Source organism: Vibrio navarrensis, assembly GCF_000764325.1.
Classification (GTDB): Bacteria; Pseudomonadota; Gammaproteobacteria; order Enterobacterales; family Vibrionaceae; genus Vibrio; species Vibrio navarrensis.
Genome location: NZ_JMCG01000001.1, coordinates 1,608,310 through 1,632,293 on the forward strand (window position 1 = coordinate 1,608,310; position 23,984 = coordinate 1,632,293).

Genomic DNA, 23,984 nt, shown 5'->3' on the forward strand with positions numbered 1-23,984 from the left:
TAGCGCTGGCGATCCGCTGTCGCTAAAGGTTACACTAGGCCACTTCTTTTTTCCCGTCAGTTTAAGACAGAGGACGTCATGTTAGATCAACAATTCGCCGCGCAAATTCAACACATTATCGATAACAAAATCAAGCCGCTTGGTGCTCTCGGTCAATTGGAGAAAGTGGCGTTGCAACTGGCGCTCATCCAGAGCCAAGGCCAAAGCCAAGCGGCTGTGCAGATTGAACTGCGCAAACCGCAAATGTTGCTGTTTGCTGGTGACCACGGCATCGCGGATGAAGGGGTGAGCATCGCGCCCAGCGCAGTGACACAGCAGATGGTGCTGAATTTTTTGGCTGGTGGTGCGGCGATCAACTGTTTTTGTCGCGGCAACGATATTGAACTGACGGTCATCGACTGTGGCATTTTGTATCCGGTGACGCAGGCTGCACCCAATTTACTGTTACGTCGCTTGGGCGAGCGAACGCACAATTTTGCCCAGCAAGCGGCGATGAGTCTTGAGCAAGTCGAACAGGGTTTAAGCAATGGCGCAGAGATTGTTAAGCAGCGCTGCATGCTCGGGGCGGATTTATTGATGTTTGGCGAGATGGGCATCGCCAATACCAGTTCGGCAGCAGCGCTGCTGAGCGCGCTCTCTGGACATGAAGTGGATCACTGTGTTGGTAAAGGGACCGGCATTTCTGCAGAGCAGTTGTCATTGAAGATCAAACTGGTGGCACAGGGTGTCGGTCGCTGTCACGAGTTGCCCGTCAAAGAAGTGCTGGCGCAAGTGGGCGGGTTTGAAATCGTCACTATGGTGGGGGCATTTTTGGCCGCTGAACAGCAGAAAACGCCCGTGCTGGTCGATGGTTTTATTGTTTCGGTGGCGGCTTATGTTGCCACGCTTTTGCAGCCAAACGTGCGAGATTACTTGCTGTTTGCCCACCGCTCAGAAGAGCAGGGGCACCAAATCGTGTTGCAATTGTTAGACGCACAGCCGCTGATCGACCTCGGTTTGCGTTTGGGAGAAGGCACTGGCGCCGCGCTGGCGTACCCACTGGTCAAAGCGGCGGCGCAGTTTTACAACCAGATGGCCAGTTTTGAAAGTGCAGGAGTCACAGTGTAAATGGCGTTTCTTCGTTATCAGTTCGAGCTGTTTTGTCTGGCGCTGAGTTTTTTCAGCCGTTTGCCAGTGCCCGCCAACACGCCGTATTCCTCCGAGCGAATGAATCAATCTGGGCGTTATTTTGCCTTGGTTGGTGCGCTGCTGGGTGGTTTGTGCGCGCTGTTTTACACCTTGGCAGCGCAATTTGTGCCGTTTCAGGTGGCTATCTTTTTGATGATCGCTTTCAGCTTGTTGCTGACCGGCGCGTTTCATGAAGACGGACTCACCGACATGGCGGATGGCATTGGCGGCGGTATGACGGTAGAAAAGCGCCTCACCATCATGAAAGACAGTCGTATCGGCACTTACGGCAGTGCAACCTTGACCATGGCGCTGCTAGGTAAATTTGTCTTTCTCACCACATTGGCTCGCCAAGCGGATTTTGTCCTGATTCTCATCGTTGCTTATGCCCTAAGCCGAGCGGTGGCGGCGTCGCTGATTTACGACATGCCTTACGTCAGCGATGCCGACCAGAGTAAGAGCAAACCGCTTGCCAGCGCGCAATCTTCGTTCGATCTAGCGGTATTGCTCTTTTGTGGTGTGATGGCAGCACTGACCTTGGGCATGGCGAAAGGATTGTTGCTGCTGCTGGTCGCTGCGCTATTTCGTATCGGCTTTAAGCGTTGGTTGATGGCGCGGCTTGGTGGCTTTACGGGTGATTGCCTTGGCGCTGCGCAGCAATTGATGGAGCTTGGCATCTACCTAGTGCTGATTGCGATGATCCATAACGGTTAAGGCGGCAAATGAAAGCATTAATACTTGGCGGGGCTCGCTCCGGGAAATCCTCTTATGCGGAAGCACTGGTGCGAAATTGGTGTGAGCAAAGCGCTGGCACGCTTCACTATCTGGCCACGGCGGTGCCGTTTGATAATGAAATGAGCGAACGGATTGCGCATCACAAAGCGCAGCGTGGCAAAGGTTGGCAAGAGCACGAAGCGCCGCTGTTGCTAGCAGAGTATCTAGCAAGGTTCGAAGCGCAAGATGTGGTGCTGATTGATTGCCTGACGGTGTGGCTCAATAACTGGCTGTTTGAACTGGCAGAGCGGGCGGATAACGCGCAGCTCGAAGATAAAGTGGCGCAGCTTTGCCAAGCGTTAATCGCTTGTCCGGCAAGCGTGGTACTGGTGTCCAATGAAGTGGGGTTGGGCGTGGTGCCAATGGGTAAAGTGAGCCGCCTGTTTGTCGATAATGCCGGACGAATGAACCAGCGGCTAGCGCAAATCTGCCAGCAAGTAACACTGGTCGCTGCCGGATTGCCTCTGGACTTGAAGAAGGCTGAGTGGCATGTCTAGTAAAGAGATTTATCTGCTTCGCCACGGAAAAACCACTGCGCCGCCGGGTCTTTACGGTGCCAGCGATGCAAAAGTAGACCCCAAAATGCAACACGCGATAGCGAGAGCCTTGTGCGAGCAGCTAACGCAAGAGCAAATCGTTCCGCTCACTCGGATTGTCACGTCTCCGCTGAGCCGTTGCCGAGTGTTGGCTGAGCAGCTCGGCAGTTTACTCGGCACACCGCTGGTGGTTGACGATGGCTGGCGAGAAATGGCCTTTGGCGAACTCGACGGACGGCCATTTACGCAGCAAGATTACCCGTGGCCTTTGCTTAATGCCTTTTCGCGTGACCCTGCCCACACTGAGTTGCCTGGGGGAGAGCGTCTGGCTGATTTTCAACACAGAGTGATTCATGCTTGGGTGCAGATCGCCACTTCACAAGCTGATAAAGTGTTAATCGTCACTCACGGTGGCGTCATTCGCCTTATTCTCGCCCACCTTTTGGGTGTAGACTGGCGAAATCCTCATTGGTATCAACGTTTAACCATTGAAAACGCAAGCCTGACGCACATCAGCTTGTTTACCGATAGCGACGGGGAATCTTACCCTACGGTGAAAAGCATTGCGCTGCCGCTGCGACTCAGGGACGAACAGACGAAGCAAAATTGGTAATAAAAACAGATTTAATTAAGGAAAACAGCATGACAGCGCCAAGTTGGGATCTCACGATCGCTTACGCCGATCTAAACGATGAACGCATCGAACAAGATATTGAGCTGATCGAGCAATGCATTAAATTGCTCAAAACTCAAGCTTCGCAGAAAGAAGTGGTCAGCGTAATGCAAAACGCCATCGTCACTAAAGAAGCGGCAGGCCGTTTACTTTCAACCATTTATACTTTTGCCAACTGTCACACTTCAGTTGATGTGACCCATGCCGAAGCGAAAGCACTGGTGGGCCGTATGGCCAAACTCAGTTCAGAAATGGATCAAGCGTTTAGCCCGTACGAGTTGGCCTTAATGCACGCCGATGACGATTTCATCGTTGATGTTTTAGAAAGTGATAATCCAGATGTCGCTTCACAGGCGTTCGCGATTGCGCAGTTGCGTAAGTTGGCGGACCAAAGCTTGAGTGTGGAACAAGAGCAGCTGCTCTCAGCAATGGCAGTGGATGGCCGTGACGGTTGGGGACGTTTATACGACAACCTGACAGGAACGCTGAAAGTAAATCTTAAACTGGCAGACGGCCAGGAGCAGACCCTCGGCTTTTCTCAAGCCGCGGCGATTTTATACGGCTCGGACTTCGCGCGTCAGGAGAGCGCGTGGCGCGGCATTCAACAAGCGATGGCGACGCATCGCGAAACCTTTGCCGCGATCTTAAATGCGCTTTCCGGTTGGCGTTTGACTGAGTATCAAAAACGCTCTCACCAGCGCGACATTCACTTCCTTGAACCCAGCTTGTACAGCAGCCGTATTCAGCCGCAGACGTTGGATACCATGATCTCGGTGACCAGACAAAATCGCCACGTCGGGCAAAAAGCAGGCGTATTAATGGCGAAAGTGCATGGTTTAAACGAGATGAAGCCGTGGAATCATCTCGCCGCCATGCCTGCTTTTTCGGGAGAAGCCAAGGTCTATAGCTTTGCAGAAGCGATTGAGGTGATCCGCGCGGCGTTCGCTCAAGTCGACCCTGAGATGGCAACGTTTGTTGACATGATGGTCGAAAATGGCTGGATTGATGCCGCTCCCGGCGACAACAAACGCTTGGGTGCTTATTGCACCAAACTTGCTGCGACCCGAACGCCTTTGGTGTTTATGACGTGGGCGGGCAGCCGTTCTGATCTGATGACGTTGGCGCATGAACTCGGCCACGCGTTCCATAATTGGGTGATGCGAGATATGCCCTTGTGTCAGACCCGTTACCCAATGACCTTAGCCGAGACCGCGTCGATTTTTGCTGAAAATATTGTGCAGGACTACTTGATTGCCAAAGCGCAAAGCGACGAAGAGAAGTTGGAAATGCTGTGGGAAGAACTCTCGTCTGCATTGGCGCTGATGATCAACATTCCGGTGCGCTATGAGTTTGAAAAAGCCTTTTATCAGCAGCGCTCTGACGGCGAACTGTCGGCTGATGAGCTGTGTGCGCTGATGAGCAGCACTTGGCAAGAATGGTATGGCGAAGCGATGTCAGAGCCCGATCCCTATTTCTGGGCCAGTAAGTTGCATTTCTCGATTTCTGATATCAGTTTTTACAATTACCCGTATCTGTTTGGTTACTTGTTCTCCAAAGGCATTTACGCCCAGCGCAGTGAAAAAGGCGAGCAGTTCTATCAAGACTATGTCTCGCTGCTACGTGATACGGGCTCAATGATGGCGGAAGCCGTGGTGTTTCAGCATTTGGCGATGGATTTAACTCAAGACGAGTTCTGGCAAAAGAGTATTGATCTGATCAGCGCCAAAGTGGATGAGTTCGAACGTTTGCTGGCAAAAGTGTCGCAGTAAGATAACTTGATCCAGCTAAAACGAAAATGGTTAGGGATGTGATAGAGTTCGCTCCCTAACGTATTGTTATTGTTCAATAAGTAAGCTTTTTGCAAGTTGCATATAAAAAGAAAGTATGATTTGCCTGTTTTGCACTCATTTTATTGATTCGTCTTCATAAGTGGGATCCTAGCAACATAAATCATCAAAACATTTTATTAACATACCGCCGTGCAATTAAGGAGTAACGCATGACGAATTCTCTGTTTCGCCAATCGTTTTTGTTAGACACCCTAGATATGCAGCTGGCCGTTGATGCGCAAACAAAGACGCTGCCAAGTGGGGTGCAACTTAAGCTGCATCAGCGCGGTGTGTTAGAAGTCATCCCGGCCAGTTACACCGCCAGCAGCAAAAATATGATTATTTCGACTGGGATCCACGGTGATGAAACGGCGCCGATGGAGCTGGTCGACAAGATCGTTCGTGACATTGAAACGGGATTTCAAGCAGTCAAAGCACGTTGCTTGTTCATCATTGCTCACCCAGAAGCCACCAATGCCCATACGCGATTTATTGAAGAGAACCTCAATCGCTTGTTTGACGACAAAGATCACCCGATGAGCAAAGAGCTGGTGATTGCCGATACGCTGAAAATCTTGGTGAAAGACTTTTTTGCGGATACGGACGAAGAGACGCGTTGGCATCTTGATTTGCACTGTGCGATCCGCGGTTCGAAACACTATTCGTTCGCCATCAGCCCGAAAACCCGCCATCCGACGCGCTCCAGAGCGCTGGTAGATTTTGTCAACCACAGCCATGTAGAAGCGCTGCTGCTGTCCAATTCGCCATCCAGTACCTTTAGCTGGTTCAGCGCGGAAAACTACTCAGCGCAAGCGTTGACCATGGAACTGGGTCGTGTGGCGCGTATCGGTGACAACGATCTCAGTCGCTTTACCGCACTCGATATTACTCTGCGCGATCTGGTTGCTGACATGACACCTGAACATTTGCCAAAACCAGCAGTGACTTACCGCGTCAGCCGCACGATTGTGCGTTTGCATGAAGATTTTGCCTTTAGATTTGATGACGATGTGGAAAACTTCACTTCGTTTATGCACGGCGAAGTGTTTGGTCATGATGGTGACAAGCCACTGATGGCGAAAAATGACAATGAAGCCATTGTCTTCCCTAACCGCAAAGTGGCGATTGGACAACGTGCAGCGCTGATGGTGTGTGAAGTGAAAACACGCTTTGAAGATGGGCAGCTGGTTTACGATTAATCCGCTCGCCACACACGCAGAAGGTTTATTTTTGAAAGGCTTAACGTTACAGTTAGGCCTTTATTATTTTGCGCCGCATTTGGCCTGATTATCATGGAATTTCACCAGCTTATTGACCACAAACAGCAGCGCTGGCAAAAAACGCTTATCTTGGTTGCCTTGCTTCTGCTTCTCCTTTCGGCCATCTATCTGATGGTGGGTGAAGTTTTCCTCTCGCCATTCTCTTCACTTTCCAGTTTCGAGGTAAAACTGCTGGTGGATTTACGCCTGCCAAGGCTTATAGCGGCACTGGCAATTGGTGCTGCGCTGGCGGTTAGTGGCGCGACCTTGCAAGTGCTGCTGGGCAATGTGCTGGCTGAGCCCGGCGTACTGGGCATCTCGGGCGGGGCCAGTTTGGCGATGGTGATCGCGATGTTTTTTCTTCCCACGATGCCAACGCCAAGCGTGTTCATGATTTCAGCCATTTTAGGCGCGCTGGTTTTTACCTTGCTGCTGGTCGGCATGGCGAGGGCGATGCTTCTTTCTACCTCGAGAATGTTGTTGGTTGGGGTGGCGCTTGGCATTCTCTCTGGCGCAGCCGTTACGTGGGCATTCTACTTCAGCGATGACTTGAGCCTAAGACAACTGATGTACTGGTTGATGGGCAGTATTGGCGGTGCCAGTTGGCATCATCATCTGGTGACTTTAGTGCTTTTGCCTGTGCTGCTCTGGCTCTGTTTGCAGGGTAAAGTGCTCGACAAACTGATGCTGGGCGAAACGCACGCTGCGCAGCTTGGACTGGATGTGCACAAAATCCGTTGGCAACTGATTCTGGCGGTGTCGGTATTGATCGGCTGCGCCGTGGCGCTTGGAGGCATTATCAGTTTTGTTGGTCTGGTGGTGCCGCACCTTTTACGTTTGGCATTTGGTAGTGAAAACCGCTTCTTGCTGCCGTTATCCGCGTTGGCTGGGGCTGCTTTGCTGGTCTTCTCGGACATTGGGGCGCGCACTTTGCTCGATTCGGCCGAGCTACCGCTGGGGGTGCTGACCACCACCATTGGCGCTCCCGTTTTTATCTGGATGCTGTTAAGGAGCCAAGATGCAAGTTAACCACATCGGCGTCGGTCATCGGCTTCTCCCGCTCTCGTTTCAATGCCAAGCGGGTGAAAAAGTCTACCTGGTCGGGCCAAACGGCTCAGGCAAGAGCACCTTACTTTCTGCGTTATCTGGCGTTTTGAGTCGGCGTGATGGCGGCCAAGGCGAAGTGCAGCTGGATACGGTGAGTTTGCTGACGCTGCCGCTGACCGAACAGGCGCGCTTTCGTGCCTATTTATCCCAGCAGGCCAAACCAGCGTTTCATATCGATGTCTATCAAATGTTGGCGCTCTCTTTACCCGCCGGGTGCAAACCCAGTGATAGCCATGTCAAGCAGGCTGTTGCGCAGCTCTGCGCATTATTGCAGCTTGAGGATAAACTGCATCGCCGCGTGCAGACGTTGTCGGGCGGCGAGTGGCAACGCGTGCGTTTGGCCGCTGTTTGTCTGCAAGTCTGGCGTGAGCTCAACCCCTTTTCGCAGCTTTTGCTGCTGGATGAGCCAGCCGCGCCGCTGGATGTGGCGCAAGAGAAATGGCTTTATCAATTGATCGATGTCATCTCAGCGCAAGGCATTACGGTGGTGGTCGCCAATCACGATCTCAATCGAGTCTGCCAGCATGCAGATAAAGTCCTGCTGCTCAATCAGGGTGTGATGGAGGCTTATGGCACGCCAGAGCAGGTGATGACGGTTGAGCATCTGCAAAAGGTGTTTCGCACCTCAGTGAAGAAAGTGATGGTGGACGATAACCCCTATCTGATTTTTACCTGAGCCTATCTGTTTTTTACCTGAGCATAGAGACGAAAAACCCGCGACCATGCGCGGGTTATTTAAGCAAAAACTAAGCGGTGATTAGGCTGTCAACGCGCTGAGATCGGCTGGGCGGTAGTAAACCGATTTCAGCACTTTACCTTGGCGAATGGTTTTGCCTTCGCTGACAAAATCTTCGGCACACTTGGCAATCAAGTAATCGCCTTTTTGCACCGCCATCAGCTTCACGCCTTGTTCAGCGTAGAACTTTTCGGTGTCAGCGTATTCTTGCTCGTTGCGGCACACTTTGCTCATATTGCTTGAATGCACTTCATCCCAGCAAGGAATGAAATTGATGCCACGGTTTTTTGCCACGTTAAGCAGCAGATCAATCAGGTAGCTGATGGCGAGATTGTCTTCAACCTTCGTTTGACCAAGATGCACCAGTCTGCCCATTAACACATACACCGAATCGACGATGGCATCAGCCTGTTCTGTTTTGTTATCTGCTTCGGCGAGCTCTGTCATCTCTTCGATGATCAAAGAGGTATGCAGAGTGTCCGCTTTGTCGTCGAGGCTTTCAGGCGAAGCGACTGGCAAATCGAAGGTGCTGCGAAACTCGCTGATGTCGCGGTACAGGTGGTCAAAAATCTCTTGGGTCAGTTGAGACAAATACATGTGCTTTTCCATTGGTTTTTACTAAGCGCGAATGATACCAGAGCGAACCGGCAAGCTCTACCCTAGGCTCATGCTAGCGCGGGTTTCGTCTGCGTATTGGTAAAACCATCTACTTAGTTAAACCATATGTTTAGTTAAACTGTCCGCTTAGTTAAAGCATCTGCTTAGCGAAAGCCATCGCTTACGAAAAGAGATACGGAAACAGTTGTTTACGCTGCTCTGGCGTTAACGCTGAAACGCGCGCGATATTGGTGTCCGGAATCGCTTCTGGATTGGGATAGTGACGCAGCACTTTCTCCATGCTCTCTTCGCGGATCAGATGAAAAATCGGGTAGGGAGAGCGATTGGTGAGGTTTTCGTCATCTTCCGGCTGCGCGCCGCCGAAACAGTAATCGGGATGGAAGGTCGCCACTTGAAAAATCCCTTCCCAGTCTTGCTGTTTGATCAGCGTCTCCACCCAATCAATGAAAAAGTTGTAGTCCCAGAAATCTTCCAGCATATTGGGCACCACCACCAGCGTGGTCTCCAACTCGCTCGGTTCGCTTTGATCCAATTCGAGCAACTGAGTGAGAATGTCTTGCAGTAGCGTTTCTTCGCTGTCAGCGTCACTGACATGAATTTTGATCTGTTGATTGCGTTGCGGTTTGGCAGCGAAAGGGCAGAGATTGAGGCCAATCACCACATCATCCAACCATTGGTTTACTTGCTGTTTGATTTCTTGAGTTGAGCGCTGTGTCATTGTCATTATTGCTTTGGAAAAATGGGCGCCAAGTATAGCGATACCTAGCGCGAAAACCTACTTTTCTGATAGCGCTACTTTATCCTCTAGCATGGCGTACTTGGGTTTGCGCAGTTTCACGATCACGGCAATCAGCAATGCATACAGTACTAGCGCGCCGTAAGTCACGCCCGGCCATTGCCAGTGTTGCCAGCAATAGAGTAGGAGAAATCCGCCCAGACTGCCGCCGACGTAGTAATGCACCAGATACATCGCGGTAGCGGTGGCTTTGGCTTTGTGTGCTTTTTGTCCAACCCAACCATAGGCCAAGGTGTGGGTAAAAAAGGCACCAAAAGAGATCAGCACCAAACCCAGCAACATGGCAAACAGGTGCTCAATTGAGGCAATCAACATCCCGCTCAAACTGATGGCCGCGCCAGTTAACATCCCTGTTACCGGGTGAAAGTGCTGGTTCCATTTGCCCGTGTATTTAGAACTCACCGTGCCGCCGAGATAACAAAGAAAGATCAACGAGGCAAGACCGACGGGCAGATTATGCGGCTCGGAAACCAAGCGGAAGCCCATCACTGAGTAGAGATTGACGAACAAAGCGAAGTTGAGACCGCCAATCAGCATCGCCAGCCATACTCGAGTGTGACGCAAATGCTGAACGATAGTCTGGTTGTGCTGCCACAAGGTGTGCTTGCTGGCGGTGAAGTTTTTTTGCGCCGGAAGCAGTAAGCCAACGGCGAACACACCAAGCAAAGTAAACGCCAGCATTACTTGAATGGCGGTGGTGGTGCCAAACCAATCCGACATCAAACCGCCGCTGATCCGGCCGCTGATCCCACCCAGCGAGTTCGCCGCAATGTAGCCGCCAATGGCATGACCAAAGGCGCTCGGGCTGAGTTCTTCTGCCATGTATGCCACCGCCACGGCGGCAAACGCTGCGAGAGCAACACCCAGTAAGGCGCGGCAGGCAACGACAAACAGAAAGGAGTCACTAAAGAGCAGCGCGGCGCTGCACAGTGGAATGGCACACAGGCCAGAGAGCATGACGCGGCGGCGACCAATTTTTTCGGACAATACGGCCATCGGTACAAGGCTAAATGAGAGGCCGAGTGTGGTGGCTGCAAAAATCCAGTTAACCTGCGTTTCTGAAACGGCGTATTCGAGTGCCAGCTTTGGCAGCATGGGTTGGAAAAGATACAGATTGCAGAACACCAAAAAAGAGCCCAGTGCGAGTGCAAAGGTAATATGTCGATACTGTTTACTGCCGAGGTCGTACATCTCTAATCTCATCCACCTGTCGATTTGTGAGCACAGTATCAGTCGTCTTATGATAAACAAAATATATTAAAAATATGATAACGATATATTTTTGATCTTCATGGAATCGAAACAACTCAAACAATTCGTCGCGGTGGCAGAGCATCGCAATTTCACGCGGGCTGCTGAGGCTTTGCACATTGCCCAGCCAGCGCTAAGCGTCTCCATTAAACGTTTGGAGCAAAGTTTGGGCGTGACGCTGTTTAAGCGAGATGACAAACAGATCGCGCTGACTACAGAAGGGCAAACGCTCTATCAGCACGCCAAACGGGTTGTGCAGCAGTTGCATGACGCCGAACTCGCCATTAACGAGCTGAAGGGATTGGAAAAAGGAGAAGTGCGTCTTGGCGCACCCAGCATGATGGGCAGCTACTTTTTTCCGGAGATATTGATGGCGTTCAAAAGCCATTATCCGAATCTCAAACTGACCTTGATAGAAGCGGGCACGCAGTCGATTCGGCGCATGTTGCTTGAAGGTGAACTCGATATTGGCGTGATCACAGAAAACGATCTGCCGGAGGATTTGGAAACTGACCACCTCTTTTCCAGCCAGATGATGGCGGTGGTTGCTAGCGAGCATCCCCTAGCGGAGCGCACATCGTTAAGCTTTGAGGAGTTTTTCCGCCACGAGTTGGTGATGTTTAAATCGGGCTATTTCCATCGAGATTTCCTCGACCATTTCAGTGCCCAGCATGGGATCGAAATGCAGTATTCGTTTGAAACCAACTTGCTGCCGCTGATCTTAAAAATCGTCAAACGAGAGTTTGCCATCACGGCGCTGCTGCAACTGGTTACTGAACACGAAAGTGGCATCAAAGGGGTGCCGTTTGACCCGCCAGTGACGCTCAACTTGGCGCTCGCTTGGCGTCGCGGCGGCTATTTGTCGGTGGCGGATCGCACTTTTATCGAATTTATCAAGCAGTACGTTTAGCTTTTATACATGCGCTCAAAGTTGCTTGGGTTCCAGCCAATCATCAGACGATCGCCGATTTTCAGCACCGGAACGGAGCGCGCACCAATCGCGTCGAGCTCTTTTCTGCCGCGCTGCATTTTGGCATTACACAAACGGTACTGGATGCCTTTGCTATCGAGATAGCGCTGTGCGTCTTTACAGTGAGGGCACTTGTCTTTGATGTAGAGGACAACTCGTTTCATGTTTTGCTACCGATGCAAGGAAAAAGGGGCGCAAGTGTAGCCAATTAATCGCGACGGGAAAAGAGCCAACGAGAAATGCGATGAATCAAGGCGTCGAGTCGGGTAAACTAGCGCGCTTTGTTTAGCGCTACGTTTCAGTGGCACGAGAAACCAAGGGTAGAGCAATCTTGCATCCGTCACTTCGTTATATTCAGGGATATCCCGCCCACATTGTTGAGCCAGTGAGCAAACTTATCGACTCGGGCCGCTTAATCGGCTGGTTTGATCAGCGTTACCCAACGCGTCACGATATTCGCAGTGAAAAAGCGCTGTTTGATTATGCGATGGCGATAAAAAACCAGTTTATGAAGAAAACCGGACCGATCAGCAAGGTGGTTTACGACGCTAAGATCCATCTGATCAACAATGCGCTCGGGCTACACAGTGTGATTTCGCGTAATCACGGCGGCAAGCTAAAGTCGAAAAATGAGATCCGCATTGCCAGTGTTTTTAAAGACGCGCCCGAGCCGTTACTGCGTATGTTGGTGGTGCATGAGTTGGCCCACATCAAAGAGAAAGAACACGATAAGGCGTTCTACGCGCTCTGTTGCCACATGGAACCGAACTATCATCAACTAGAGCTCGATGCTCGTCTCTTTATGATTTATCTCGATCTCAAAGCTCAGGAAAAAAAACAGTCATGACCAACAAGCGCCAAACAGTTCGAGCTCAGAGTAAGCCCGCAGAGAAGCAGATACCCTCATCGGCCAGTGTCGATTTTGCCAAAGTCAGCCGTGCAGGGCTGCATCAGCGCAACCAACATCGCGGGCGATACGATTTCAAAACGTTGACCGCCGCCTTACCTGCGTTAGCTCCTTTTGTGCTGCACAATCCCAAAGGGGAGCAGAGCATCAACTTTGCCGATGCCAGCGCAGTGAAAATGCTCAATAAAGCGCTACTGTGCGCCTATTACCAGATCCAGCACTGGGATATTCCGCCCGGTTACTTGTGCCCGCCTATCCCCGGACGTGCCGACTACATCCACCGTTTGGCTGAACTGCTAGAAAGTGAAAATGGGACTGGTGATTATCCGCATGGCAAAGTCAACGCACTGGATATCGGTGTTGGTGCGAACGCCATCTATCCGATCATTGGCATTCACGAGTATGGCTGGCACTACACCGGCAGCGACATTGATCCGAAGTCCGTGCAGTCGGCGCAGCTGATTGCCAACTCCAATCCGATGCTGACGGGTCAGTTCATTGTTAAACAGCAAGACAATCCGCAATCCATCTTTCGTGGTGTGATTGCGCCGGGGGAACGTTACGATGTCACCACCTGCAATCCACCGTTTCACGCTTCGGCGCAAGAAGCGGCGATGGGTTCACAGCGCAAACTGAACAACCTCTCAGCTAACCGATTGAAAAAAGGTGTCAAGGCGAAAGCGGGCTCACAAAAATTGTCGCAAAACAACCCTATACTTAACTTCGGAGGTCAAAATTCTGAATTGTGGTGCGATGGTGGAGAATCCTCCTTTTTACGCCGCATGGCCAATGAAAGCCAAGGATTTGCCAGCCAAGTATTGTGGTTTAGTACGCTAGTCTCAAAAAATGACAATGTGAGACCTCTACGTAAACAGTTGGAAAAATTAGGTGTACGCAGTATTCGTGTCGTCGAGATGAGCCAAGGACAAAAAGTGAGTCGTTTTGTCGCTTGGTCGTATATGGATCGGCAACAGCGAGGAGAGTGGGTTAAGTTGAAGTGACGCCAGTGTTTGGCTTTGCGTCATTGACCAGCGAAAACGAATAGGTTGCGTAACAGGAGGGCATGCGATGGATTTTGAAATTTATCTACCCTGTCAGCCAGATTGGCTGTGTGAAAGCTTCCTGAGCGTTTTTACTGTCCTGCTTTTGGTTGGATTGGTGGCGTTTATTCGAATTATCTATCGTGAGTACCGCACGATAAAACGCAAGAATCAGGTGCGAAAACTGCGCGATACGCACCGCAAAGACAGGTATAAAATCCGCAATTCCACATCAAGACGTTAGCCTAAACCGCCTGAGTAAATCTCAGGCGGTTTTGCATTAAATGGCGCTTAGGCTTTGTTTGGCCGTCAACTTTTCTAACTCCTGCTGATATTTTTTCACCAACGCTTGGTTACCCGCCTTTTGTTCCAGCTCGATCAGCAGTTGCAGTGAGGGCAACTGTAAGCCGTAGCTTTGATGAAAGCGCATCAAACGCAGGCGAGCTTGCGTGTAGTTGCCTGCCTCGATTTCCAGCTTAGCGAGGTTGAGGATGGATTTGGGGCGGTGCGGATCGTAATCAATGGCTCGGGTGAAATAGGTTTGCGCTTTGGCTTTAAAACCTGCTTTTAAGGCGCAAAATGCCGCGTTTTCATAACTGGCCGGGATCAAATAATAGTAAGGCTGCGCAATGGCTTGGTTGAACAGTTTGTCTGCTTGTGCGTAGTCGCCCTGTTTGCATAAAAAAGTGCCGTAGTTGTTGAGCACATTGCCGTTTTTGGGGTGCTGGCGGGCCGCTTTTCGATAGAGATCTTGCGCTTTGCCATTTTCGCCGACCAGCTCGTAATAGTGCGCCATGGAGAGCTGAGCGCGGTAGTAATCCGGTGCGTGGTTTAGTGCCTGTTGTAAGTTGTCGTAGGCTTTGACCATCGCGCCATTGTCGAGATAACCAAGCCCTAAAGCAATGCGAGATTCAGCCATATCAATCGGGTCGGCATTGTTGGCGACTTGCCCTTCAGTAATGGTGACGCAACCCGTCAGCAGGGCAAAACTCAGCAGTGAAATGAAGCGAAACGTCTGATTCATCATGGTATTTCTTTGTGCGTGCAAAATTTACCACGATGATAATTCCTCTGACCGCCATGCCTATCAAGCTGCGAATAAGATGCGAGTCACTTTGCATATTCGGCAAAAAGGCCACCTTGCGGCGGCCTTAGAAGAGAGATGCAGAAGCTTCGGCTATTCGTCTTTGGTGAAGGCGTCTTCGCTAAAGTGGTCCAGATCGTACGGGGTTTGCTGGTAAACGCAGTAGTTGAGCCAGTTAGAAAAGAGTAAATGACCGTGGCTGCGCCAACTGGCGATCGGCGCATTATCCGGATTGTCATTCGGGTAGTAGTTGACCGGAATCGCCGGCTCCAGCCCTTCACCGAGATCGCGCACATACTCATTGTGTAAGGTGTGCAGATCATATTCTGGATGTCCGGTCACAAACACATTACGCTTGTCTTTGGTGCTGGCCAGATAGACGCCAGCCGTGTCTGAGGTAGCGAGAATGTCGAGATTGGTGTGCTCGGCCAAATATTCGGGCGAGAAATCGGCGTAGCGTGAATGCGGCGCTAAAAAGGTATCATCGAATCCTCGCAAAATCGGATGGTAAGGATGATGAATTTTGTGTTGATACACGCCAGAGAGTTTCTCTTTGCGGGTGCGTTTCGGCAGGTCATACAGTAGCTTGAGGCCCGCTTGGGCCGCCCAACACACATACAAAGTGGAAGTGACATGAGATTTTGCCCACTCCATGATGGTCTGTAGATGTTCCCAGTAGATCACATCCTCAAATTGCACCAGGCCGAGCGGCGCGCCAGTGATGATCAGGCCGTCGAAGTTACGGTTTTTAACCATCTCAAACTGACGATAGAAATTATCCAAATGCTCAGTTGGGGTATTTTTACTCGGGCGGTCATCAATGCGCAGCAGTTCAACATTCACTTGCAACGGGCTGTTAGACAGCAGGCGAAGGAACTGCGTTTCGGTCTCAATTTTTTTTGGCATCAAATTGAGGATCAACACACGCAGAGGGCGAATTTCCTGACTGGCCGCGCGCGTTTCACTCATCACGAAGATATTTTCATTTCGTAATACATCGGCGGCGGGTAATTGATCTGGAATACGAATAGGCACAGCTTTCTCCCTAAGCTCATGGTTTTGGACGTCTATACATCTAAACCTATCTTATTTTTTTTGTGATGTCGACAAGGAAAATCGGCAAAGTGCGTTTTGTTGTACACGTACTGCGCAAAGGGTTTGCTCCAATCTGGTGCATGGGAAAGCGCCAAATAGCCAGAGAAACAAGCTAACCCATTGAAATAAATAGATCTCGAACTTTGGCATCTGATTTGCTTAGAGATTAAAAAAGCCATCAAACGCACCATTTTTGCTGCGTTTATGGTGCAAGTTAAGGCAATGAAGCCTCTTCCGTTAGCGGAAGAGGCTTTTTTTATGGCTAAAGGAGCGGATTATGCAAGGATGTACCCAGACAACATGCCCCTATTGTGGGGTGGGTTGTGGTGTCGAAGTTAAGCAACAAGAGATGGTTGGCGATGCCACCCACCCGGCCAATCAGGGCGCCCTGTGCGTCAAGGGCGCAGCGTTAGCGGAGAGCTTGCGCATGCCCACGCGTTTGCTCTATCCCAAACTCTCTGGTCAGCAAGTCAGTTGGTCACACGCCAGCGAGTGGATCGCAGAGCAGTTTTTCCAAGCGATGCAGCAGCATGGCACGGATTCTGTGGCGATGTATGTGTCTGGGCAACTACTCACCGAAGACTACTATGTCGCCAACAAGCTGATGAAGGGTTATGTCGGCAGCGCGAATATCGATACCAACTCGCGCCTCTGCATGTCCTCAGCGGTAGCGGCTCATGTGCGTGCTTTTGGTGAAGATGTGGTGCCAGTCAGCTACGACGACCTCGAACATGCAGAGCTGATCGTCATTTGCGGCGCGAATACCGCCTGGACGCATCCGGTGCTGTTTCGGCGCATTCAGCAAGTTCGAGAGCGCAAGCCAAACGTGAAATTGGTGGTGATTGATCCGCGCAAAACGGTGACCGCCGAGCAGGCGGATCTGCATTTGGCGCTTGCCAATGACAGTGATGTGGCGCTGTTTAACGGTTTGTTGCGCTATGCGATTGACCAGCAAAAGTTAGATGATGCCTTTATTGAGGCGCATACGCAGGGGTTTAAGGCCTTGCTCGAAGTGGTGATGCAAGAGAAGTATCAACTGCCTGACGTGGCGAGTCGCTGCGGTTTAAGTATTGAAGCTTTGAGCACTTTTTATCGCTGGTTTGTCACCAGTCAAGCCAGCATGACGCTTTTTTGCCAAGGGGTGAATCAAGCTCAAAATGGCGTGGATAAAGGTAACGCAATCATCAATGCACATTTAGCCACCGGACAAATCGGCGAGCGTGGCGCTGGGCCATTTTCGCTGACCGGCCAGCCTAATGCGATGGGCGGCAGAGAAGTGGGCGGATTGGCCAATCAACTGGCGGTGCATCGCGGCTTCGACCCGAATTCGATTCATGCGGTGCACCAATTTTGGCAATCCCCACGCATTGCGGAAAAACCGGGATTGAAAGCGGTTGAACTGTTTGAAGCGCTGGCGCGCGGTGAGATTAAGGTGCTGTGGATCATCGCCACCAATCCGGTGGTCTCGATGCCGGATAATCAAGCGGTGCGAGAGGCTTTAGCTGACTGTCCGTGTGTGATTGTCTCCGACATCACCGCCGATTCTGACGTGGCGCAATATGCTGACCTTCTATTGCCCGCAGCAGGTTGGGGGGAAAAGCAAGGCATGGTGACCAACTCGGAGCGGAGACTATCCCGCCAGCGCCGTTTTCTCTCGCCCCCCGGTGAGGCGAAAGCAGACTGGCAGGCGGTGTGCGACGTGGGCTCACTTCTGTGCGCGAAACTCGGGGCCAAAGATGGTTTTGCTTTTGACTCTGAAGCGGCGGTTTTTCGTGAGTTTGCCGCGCTTAGTGGCATCAACCGCGATTCACCTCTCAAGTTCGACTTGTCCGCGTACCAAACGATGAGCGATGAGGACTACCAAAACTGGGCTCCGACGCAGTGGGGCGGTGAGTCGCCTTATCGCAACAAGCAGTTTTCTTACCCGGATGGTAAAGCGAGATTTATCGCTGTTGAGCAAGGTGCTACGGGCACGAACGTTGAAAACCAGGCTGGACTCTGGTGGCTAAATACCGGGCGTCAGCGAGATCAATGGCATACCATGACCCGTACCGGACACATCGAAAAACTGTCGGGCAGTGAAGTGGAGCCGACGGTTTATCTCAATGCGCTGTCGGCGCAACGTTTAGAGGTGACCAATGGTGAGTTTCTCTCGCTGCGCCACGCAGAGCGCGATCACGCACTGCTTGCCAAAGTTGCAGTGGATGAATCGCTCTCGCTGGGCCAGCTCTTTATGTCGATGCATTGGGCGGGCGTCTATGCAGGTGGCAGCCAAGTTAACGCGGCTGTTTGTGCTGAGGTTGACCCTATTTCGGGTCAACCTGCCTTCAAATCATCCTTGGTACGTGCAAGCAAAGCCAACATTGCCACTTTTGGCCTTTATATCGGTAAAAATCCCCCTCCGGTAACAAGCGCGTACCGGGCCTATCAACATCAAGACAAGGTTGGCATCTGGCGCTTTGCCAGTGAGGAACCAATCTCTCTGGAAGTATTGAGCCGCTCAAACAGTAAGTATGTAACTTGGCAGCTTCCTCAGGGCTGGATTGGGATCGAGATCGCCGCAGAAAGCCTATCTACCGGGCTGACTGAGGGAAAAGTCGGGTCGATTTTGCTCAGCTCACCCACTCCGCTTAACGCCGACTATCAAGCTCTCAGCGTACTCATTGGTCAGCCAGTGCAATGGCAGGCGCTGATGCAAGCCGCCTTTGCGACTCGGGTAAGCCAACTGGTGTGCAGTTGCTTGCGAGTCACCGATGTGCAAATAGAACAGGCGATCGCCAAACAGGGCGTGAGCAATCTCGTTCAACTGCAAAGTCAGCTTAAATGCGGCACCAACTGCGGCTCTTGCGTGCCGCAGCTCAAACAGTTTTTCAACTGAACATGGTTAAGTGAGCGAAAAGGAGAAATCGCATGGAAAGCAAAACAACCCGCCACTCTTTGGAGAACAGCTACAGCAAGCACATGTTTTTGGATGCCGAACGCTTTCAGGTCGGGCACGCGGCGTTAAGCAAGTCGCCAAATCAACGCGGCTTTGTCTCTTTGGTTGGCGCGGGGCCGGGCGATCCGGACTTGCTGACGGTGAAAGCGCTGAAAGCGTTACAGCGCTGCGATATGGTGGTCTACGATCGTTTGGTCAGTCAGGAGATACTCGATTTGATCCCCGCTTCGGCCGAGAAAATCTACGTGGGCAAACGCTGCGGCGAGCCAAGTTTGAAGCAAGCAGAGATCAATCAAATCTTGCTGCAATTTGCCAAGCAAGGGCGGCAGATTGTGCGTTTAAAAGGCGGTGATCCGTTTATTTTTGGTCGTGGTGGTGAAGAGGCGCTGGCGCTGGCGGAGCATAACATTCCCTATACCGTCGTTCCGGGCATTACTGCCGCGATTGGCTGCGCCGCCAGTTGCGCGATTCCTCTTACTCATCGTGAAATGGCGAGAAGTGTCACGCTGGTAACAGGTACGGTCGTGACCGGGCAGCTTCCGGCGTGGTCAGCGATTATTGCTGCGGGGCAAACACTGGTGTTCTACATGGGTCTTGAGTCGGCCAGAGCGATTGAACAAGGCTTGCGCTCGCATGGTGTTGCGGCCGATTTTCCTGTGGCGATTATCACCCAAGGCAGTACTCCTTTACAGCAAACGCACGTGACACAGTTGGCTGCGCTGGAAAAAACAGCGCTCAAGCTCAAAGGTATCAGCCCGGCATTGATCATTATCGGTGAAGTCATCACACTGCGAGATAAACTGATCACCACTTTAGACGCGGTTGCTTGGCAAGCATCCCAGCCTTTGACGCTGGACGTTTAGTGCACAAGTTAACGCGAAAACATATCGAGGGAGTATGAGCATCATTTTAGAGTGTATCCGCACTGTCGGGCGAGGCGAGCGTGGACGTAAACCACTGACGTTTGCTCAGGCATACCAAGTGATGGATGAGTATCTTGACGGGCAAATAGAAGATGATCAGATGGCGATGCTGCTGATGCTGATCCGCGTACAAAATGAGACGCGTCAGGAGATCGCCGGGTTTGTCAAAGCGTTTCAGAGCCGTGTTCCCAATCTCGGTGCCGATGTGGATTGGCCTTGTTATGCGGGCAAAAGGCCCTCAGCGGGTAAGCCTTGGCATCTGCTGGCGGCCAAGATTTTAGCCAGGCAAGGCTATAAAGTGCTCCTGCACGGTTACAACGACAAACCTGCCGAACGTGAGCATGCCGAGCACTATCTGCCATCGCTCAATATTGCTCAAGCCGCATCGCCCGAACAGGCGAAAAGTTTGCTGGAGGCGCAAGGCATTGCCTATTTAGCGCTGAAAGACTTTGCGCCCATCGCCGAGAAGATGATTGGTTGGAAAAACCGTTATGGTCTTAGATCACCGATCAACACCGTGGTGCGGGCACTCAACCCCGGCGGCGCGAAAGTAGGGCTGCGTGGTAGCTTTCATCCGGGGTTTCAGCAGTTACACGCGGAAGTGGAACAGGAAATTGGTCAAACCTCGCATGGTGTGATCTCATTTAAAGGCCAATCGGGCGAATCGGAGTTCAACCCCAAAGTCAGTCAAACCGTGTGGTTGAGCTCACCTGAGGGGGTGAGTTCGCACTATTGGACTGAGCAGATGCTCTCTGACATTCCTACTGTGACACAGTGTCCATTCGATACCCCGCCAGAGGAGAAAAATCTCATGGCGAATACCGTGGTCGCGACCTTGGCCGCTGTGCTGTTTACCGAGCTTAACGATCGTGAAGTCGCGCTGGAAAATGCGCATCGCATGTGGCGTGAATACTGCGCCGCTGAGGTAAACACCTAACCTTCCTTCATCTCGCGGTTTGTCGCTTGCCCATTGCGCGCACCATTTGGGGGAAGCGCTTGCCCTCATAACACGCGTTGGCACATTCCTTGTTATGTCACTTATAGATAAAGATGACGACAAGGAATGTCTATGCCGAAAAAAATGCTGCCAAAAACCATCATCGTTTGTTGTGATACCCCCGCGAAACAGGCGCAAATCAGTGACTGTTTGGCCAAGGAGTACGACCAAGTGATCGGCTGTCAATTGGCTCAATTGGAAAGCGTGATTGAGCGCGAAAGTGAGGTCGCTGTGGTGGTGGCGTGGTCTGCCCCCTGCGCTGAAGTTCGCTTGATTATTGAATACTGCCGACGTTTACAGTTGCCACTTCTGGTGCTGTTTCATCAGGTTTTACCCCATCAAATCAGTCAGTTATCTTCTTGTCATGATTGTGTGTTTCTGCCGCTACAAGGCGTTTCTACCTTGTCGCCTTGGCTGGCGTATGCTGCAGCAAGGCGTGAGAGCCATCTTGAAACCGAGCACAAACTCAATCAGCTCGCCGACAAAATTGAAGAGCGAAAATTGGTCGAGAAAGCCAAAGGATTATTGATGAAATGTCAGCAGGTGGATGAAAACACCGCTTACCAAGCGATGCGTCGTTCTGCGATGCAAACCAGCCAACCGATGGCCCAAGTAGCGAAAAATTTGATTGCTACGCTCACGGCGCTGGAAATGTGAACTACTACTTTGGGGTTAGAGCAAAAGCGAGCAATTGGTGCGAGGTGCACTAAATCAAAGCAGACAAAACAACTTCAAGCAAAGAAATACATCTAACTTGTTGTTTTTATTTTGTTAATTAGTTGGCACGACAATTGAATTACCTTATGTGGGTATATTGTTGAATGGCTTATCTCAATTATCAACGGCGGTAATTGCAGGGACAGCAACGGCGCTACGGCTCTTCGGAGTCGTAGCGTTTTTTTTGGAGAAAATCGATGAGAAAGAGAGACAAGCTTAGGGCTTTGGCTTTAACCAGCGTACTGCTGACTTTGACCCCGCAGGTTTTGGCAAAAATAGGCGCCGCGGAAAAGGAAGAGCTCAAATTTGGCTTTATTAAGTTGACCGACATGGCGCCGCTGGCGATTGCTTATGAAAAGGGCTTTTTTGAAGATGAAGGGCTGTATGTGACGTTAGAGGCGCAAGCCAACTGGAAAGTGCTGCTTGATCGGGTGATAGACGGTGAACTGGATGGTGCGCATATGTTGGCAGGACAGCCTTTGGGGGCGACCATCGGGATTGGTACTCAGGCAAAAGTTATCACCGCGTTCAGTATGGATCTCAACGGTAATGCGATCACGGTTTCCAATGACGTCTGGCAGCAGATGAAACCCAACCTTGCGAAAGACAGCGAAGGCAAGCCGCAGCATCCAATCAAAGCCGATGCACTGAAACCTGTGGTGGCGAGTTATCGCGACCAAGGCAAAACCTTCAACATGGGGATGGTTTTCCCCGTCTCCACCCACAACTACGAGTTGCGCTACTGGCTGGCTGCTGGTGGGATTCATCCCGGTTTTTATGCGCCGCACAAAGGAGACAACAGCGGGCAAATCAATGCGGACGTTTTACTCAGCGTTACACCGCCGCCGCAAATGCCCGCGACAATGGAAGCCGGCACCATCAAAGGTTATTGCGTGGGGGAACCATGGAATCAACAAGCGGTGTTCAAGGGCATTGGCGTGCCTGTAGTGACCGATTACGAGATTTGGCGCAACAATCCAGAGAAGGTGTTTGGTGTGGCAGAAACCTGGGCGCAGAAGTACCCCAACACCCACATTCGCGTAGTGAAAGCGCTGATCCGCGCAGCCCACTGGCTGGATGACAATCACAACCAACACCGCGCTGAAGCGGTTAAGCTGCTCGCGCGCAGCGAATATGTCGGCGCCGATGCGGAGGTGATCGCCAACTCAATGACAGGCACTTTTGAGTATGAGCGCGGTGACAAACGCGATGTGCCGGATTTCAACGTTTTCTTTCGCCACAACGCGACCTATCCCTACTACAGCGATGCGATTTGGTATCTGACACAAATGCGCCGCTGGGGGCAAATCGAGAGCGAAAAGCCGGACGCTTGGTATATGGATATCGCCAAACAAGTCTATCGCCCCGAGATCTATCAGCAGGCGGCGCAGGCGTTGATCGAAGAAGGGCGATTCAGTGCTGAAGATTTTCCCGACTTTGCCCATGAAACGGGGTTTCGCCCGGCACAAACCCACTTTATCGACCACTTAGTTTACGACGGCACGCAGCCTAATCAGTACCTCAAGCAGTTTGCGATAGGGCTGAAAGGGTCGGACAAGCTGTAGCGCGTAAGGTTTAACAAGGAGAAGTTATGTCTGGAAACGTCATTTCATTGATTCCCAGCCCACAGGCCGTAGTCAATCACAGCCGTCTGTTGCTGCTGCCGCTGATTGGCATTCTGCTGTTTTTGCTGGCGTGGCACTTGAGCGCGCGTCAAGTCGAAACTTCGCTCGGCACCTTACCGGGGCCAGCACAGACCTATCAGCAGTTTGTCAATCTGCTGGATGAGCATCAACACCAGCGTGATAAGGCGCAGCGCTTTATTGAGCGTCAGGAGAAGAGAAACGCGCAAAAGCTTGCTTTAGATCCAAGCGCTGAAGTGAAGATTCGTCCTTATACCGGTAAGCCGACGTTTTTTGACCAAATCGCCACCAGCTTGGTGACGGTGGCGTGCGGCTTTCTGCTGGCGAGTGTTATCGCCATACCAATTGGTATTTTGCTTGGGTTAAACCAAGGTCTTTACTTAGCATTTAACCCTATTATTCAACTACTTAAGCCTGTTTCCCCATTGGCTTGGCTGCCGATCGTCACTATGGTGGTGAGCGCCACTTACGTCAGCGACGATCCGCTGTTGGCCAAATCGTTTGTCAACTCTCTGTTGACTGTGGCGCTGTGCAGCGTGTGGCCAACGCTCATCAATACCGCAGTTGGCGTTACTAGCGTGGATAAAGATCTGCTCAACGTCAGCAAAGTGTTGCAGCTTTCTTGGTGGCGACACATTCGCACCATCGTTTTGCCGTCAGCGATACCAATGATGTTTACCGGTTTGCGTCTGTCACTGGGGATCGCCTGGATGGTGCTGATTGCTGCTGAAATGTTGGCGCAAAACCCGGGGCTGGGGAAATTCGTCTGGGATGAGTTTCAAAACGGCAGTTCCGATTCACTGGGCCGCATCATGGTGGCGGTCATCGTGATCGGCTTGATTGGCCTTTTATTGGATCGCGGCATGCTGCAGTGTCAGCGTTGGCTGTCGTGGAACAAGCAAACCGCTTTACGCTAGGAGTCGG

General features: G+C 51.5%; 23 protein-coding genes and 1 pseudogene. 18 read left to right on the forward strand and 6 right to left on the reverse strand.

Features of this window, described 5'->3' with window-relative positions; translation table 11 throughout:
* Window positions 1–78: 78 nt before the first annotated feature.
* From cobT to btuD, 8 genes are all read left to right on the forward strand, one after another.
* Entirely contained in the window at window positions 79–1,107 is a 1,029-nt protein-coding gene (cobT, locus tag EA26_RS07185) for a nicotinate-nucleotide--dimethylbenzimidazole phosphoribosyltransferase (RefSeq protein WP_039426165.1), read from the forward strand.
* The gene (locus tag EA26_RS07190) at window positions 1,108–1,881 is read left to right on the forward strand and encodes an adenosylcobinamide-GDP ribazoletransferase (RefSeq protein WP_039426167.1); all 774 of its coding nucleotides are present in this window, start codon (window positions 1,108–1,110) and stop codon (window positions 1,879–1,881) included.
* 8 nt (window positions 1,882–1,889) lie between these two features.
* Window positions 1,890–2,438 (forward strand): bifunctional adenosylcobinamide kinase/adenosylcobinamide-phosphate guanylyltransferase, encoded by a 549-nt coding sequence (gene cobU, locus EA26_RS07195; protein ID WP_039426169.1) that lies wholly within the window; start codon window positions 1,890–1,892, stop codon window positions 2,436–2,438.
* Window positions 2,431–3,090 (forward strand): alpha-ribazole phosphatase family protein, encoded by a 660-nt coding sequence (gene cobC, locus EA26_RS07200; RefSeq protein WP_039426171.1) that lies wholly within the window; start codon window positions 2,431–2,433, stop codon window positions 3,088–3,090. Before cobU ends, cobC begins: the two co-directional genes overlap by 8 nt.
* A 29-nt stretch (window positions 3,091–3,119) precedes the next feature.
* A complete protein-coding gene (locus EA26_RS07205) occupies window positions 3,120–4,919 on the forward strand; it encodes a M3 family oligoendopeptidase (RefSeq protein WP_039426174.1) in 1,800 nt (599 codons plus the stop codon).
* Window positions 4,920–5,149: 230 nt separating this feature from the next.
* Window positions 5,150–6,178 carry a succinylglutamate desuccinylase gene (locus EA26_RS07210; protein ID WP_039426177.1) on the forward strand — a complete coding sequence of 343 codons (1,029 nt, stop codon included), beginning with the start codon at window positions 5,150–5,152 and terminating at the stop codon, window positions 6,176–6,178.
* 93 nt (window positions 6,179–6,271) lie between these two features.
* The gene (gene btuC, locus EA26_RS07215; protein ID WP_039426181.1) at window positions 6,272–7,267 is read left to right on the forward strand and encodes a vitamin B12 ABC transporter permease BtuC; all 996 of its coding nucleotides are present in this window, start codon (window positions 6,272–6,274) and stop codon (window positions 7,265–7,267) included.
* On the forward strand, window positions 7,257–8,021 hold the full coding sequence (btuD, locus tag EA26_RS07220) for a vitamin B12 ABC transporter ATP-binding protein BtuD (RefSeq protein WP_039426183.1): 765 nt from the start codon (window positions 7,257–7,259) through the stop codon (window positions 8,019–8,021). Before btuC ends, btuD begins: the two co-directional genes overlap by 11 nt.
* Before the next feature lie 81 nt (window positions 8,022–8,102).
* On the opposite strand, the gene EA26_RS07225 is transcribed toward btuD, so the two are convergent.
* The 3 genes from EA26_RS07225 to EA26_RS07235 form a co-directional block, all read right to left on the reverse strand.
* Window positions 8,103–8,678 carry a nucleoside triphosphate pyrophosphohydrolase family protein gene (locus EA26_RS07225; RefSeq protein ID WP_039426186.1) on the reverse strand — a complete coding sequence of 192 codons (576 nt, stop codon included), beginning with the start codon at window positions 8,676–8,678 and terminating at the stop codon, window positions 8,103–8,105.
* A 181-nt stretch (window positions 8,679–8,859) separates the two neighbouring features.
* The gene (locus EA26_RS07230; RefSeq protein ID WP_039426187.1) at window positions 8,860–9,417 is read right to left on the reverse strand and encodes a DUF1415 domain-containing protein; all 558 of its coding nucleotides are present in this window, start codon (window positions 9,415–9,417) and stop codon (window positions 8,860–8,862) included.
* Window positions 9,418–9,474: 57 nt separating this feature from the next.
* A complete protein-coding gene (locus EA26_RS07235; RefSeq protein ID WP_039426189.1) occupies window positions 9,475–10,686 on the reverse strand; it encodes an MFS transporter in 1,212 nt (403 codons plus the stop codon).
* 100 nt (window positions 10,687–10,786) lie between these two features.
* Between EA26_RS07235 and EA26_RS07240 the strand changes: the two genes are divergently transcribed.
* A complete protein-coding gene (locus tag EA26_RS07240) occupies window positions 10,787–11,656 on the forward strand; it encodes a LysR family transcriptional regulator (protein WP_039426192.1) in 870 nt (289 codons plus the stop codon).
* Here the strand turns inward: EA26_RS07240 and EA26_RS07245 are convergent.
* Window positions 11,653–11,880: a glutaredoxin family protein gene (locus EA26_RS07245; protein WP_039426194.1), complete on the reverse strand. Its 228-nt coding sequence runs from the start codon at window positions 11,878–11,880 to the stop codon at window positions 11,653–11,655. The two genes, EA26_RS07240 and EA26_RS07245, sit on opposite strands and share 4 nt — an antisense overlap.
* A 167-nt stretch (window positions 11,881–12,047) precedes the next feature.
* On the opposite strand from EA26_RS07245, the gene EA26_RS07250 reads away from it, so the two are divergent.
* The 3 genes from EA26_RS07250 to EA26_RS07260 all read left to right on the forward strand — a co-directional run bounded on the left by EA26_RS07250 (window position 12,048) and on the right by EA26_RS07260 (window position 13,907).
* The gene (locus EA26_RS07250; RefSeq protein ID WP_039426197.1) at window positions 12,048–12,563 is read left to right on the forward strand and encodes a M48 metallopeptidase family protein; all 516 of its coding nucleotides are present in this window, start codon (window positions 12,048–12,050) and stop codon (window positions 12,561–12,563) included.
* Window positions 12,560–13,624 (forward strand): 23S rRNA (adenine(1618)-N(6))-methyltransferase RlmF, encoded by a 1,065-nt coding sequence (gene rlmF / locus EA26_RS07255; protein ID WP_039426200.1) that lies wholly within the window; start codon window positions 12,560–12,562, stop codon window positions 13,622–13,624. The genes EA26_RS07250 and rlmF overlap by 4 nt, the downstream gene beginning before the upstream one ends.
* 67 nt (window positions 13,625–13,691) lie before the next feature.
* On the forward strand, window positions 13,692–13,907 hold the full coding sequence (locus tag EA26_RS07260; RefSeq protein WP_039426203.1) for a hypothetical protein: 216 nt from the start codon (window positions 13,692–13,694) through the stop codon (window positions 13,905–13,907).
* 36 nt (window positions 13,908–13,943) lie between these two features.
* Here the strand turns inward: EA26_RS07260 and pilW are convergent, their stop codons facing one another.
* Both pilW and metA read right to left on the reverse strand, forming a co-directional pair.
* On the reverse strand, window positions 13,944–14,687 hold the full coding sequence (pilW, locus tag EA26_RS07265) for a type IV pilus biogenesis/stability protein PilW (protein ID WP_404976578.1): 744 nt from the start codon (window positions 14,685–14,687) through the stop codon (window positions 13,944–13,946).
* 153 nt (window positions 14,688–14,840) lie between these two features.
* Window positions 14,841–15,782, reverse strand: coding sequence for a homoserine O-acetyltransferase MetA (gene metA, locus EA26_RS07270; RefSeq protein ID WP_039426208.1), 942 nt, complete (start codon window positions 15,780–15,782; stop codon window positions 14,841–14,843).
* A 337-nt stretch (window positions 15,783–16,119) separates the two neighbouring features.
* On the opposite strand from metA, the gene EA26_RS07275 reads away from it, so the two are divergent.
* The 6 genes and pseudogenes from EA26_RS07275 to EA26_RS07300 all read left to right on the forward strand — a co-directional run bounded on the left by EA26_RS07275 (window position 16,120) and on the right by EA26_RS07300 (window position 23,977).
* Entirely contained in the window at window positions 16,120–18,720 is a 2,601-nt protein-coding gene (locus EA26_RS07275) for a nitrate reductase (protein WP_039426210.1), read from the forward strand.
* A 32-nt stretch (window positions 18,721–18,752) separates the two neighbouring features.
* Window positions 18,753–19,643: a uroporphyrinogen-III C-methyltransferase gene (gene cobA / locus EA26_RS07280; RefSeq protein WP_039426213.1), complete on the forward strand. Its 891-nt coding sequence runs from the start codon at window positions 18,753–18,755 to the stop codon at window positions 19,641–19,643.
* Between the two features lie 31 nt (window positions 19,644–19,674).
* Window positions 19,675–20,640 (forward strand): annotated as a pseudogene (locus EA26_RS07285) (glycosyl transferase family protein); the annotation flags it as partial.
* A gap of 126 nt (window positions 20,641–20,766) precedes the next feature.
* Window positions 20,767–21,357 carry an ANTAR domain-containing response regulator gene (locus EA26_RS07290; protein ID WP_039426218.1) on the forward strand — a complete coding sequence of 197 codons (591 nt, stop codon included), beginning with the start codon at window positions 20,767–20,769 and terminating at the stop codon, window positions 21,355–21,357.
* Window positions 21,358–21,614: 257 nt separating this feature from the next.
* Entirely contained in the window at window positions 21,615–22,982 is a 1,368-nt protein-coding gene (locus EA26_RS07295) for a CmpA/NrtA family ABC transporter substrate-binding protein (protein ID WP_039426221.1), read from the forward strand.
* Window positions 22,983–23,008: 26 nt separating this feature from the next.
* Window positions 23,009–23,977, forward strand: coding sequence for an ABC transporter permease (locus EA26_RS07300; RefSeq protein WP_039426224.1), 969 nt, complete (start codon window positions 23,009–23,011; stop codon window positions 23,975–23,977).
* The last annotated feature ends 7 nt before the right edge of the window (window positions 23,978–23,984 follow it).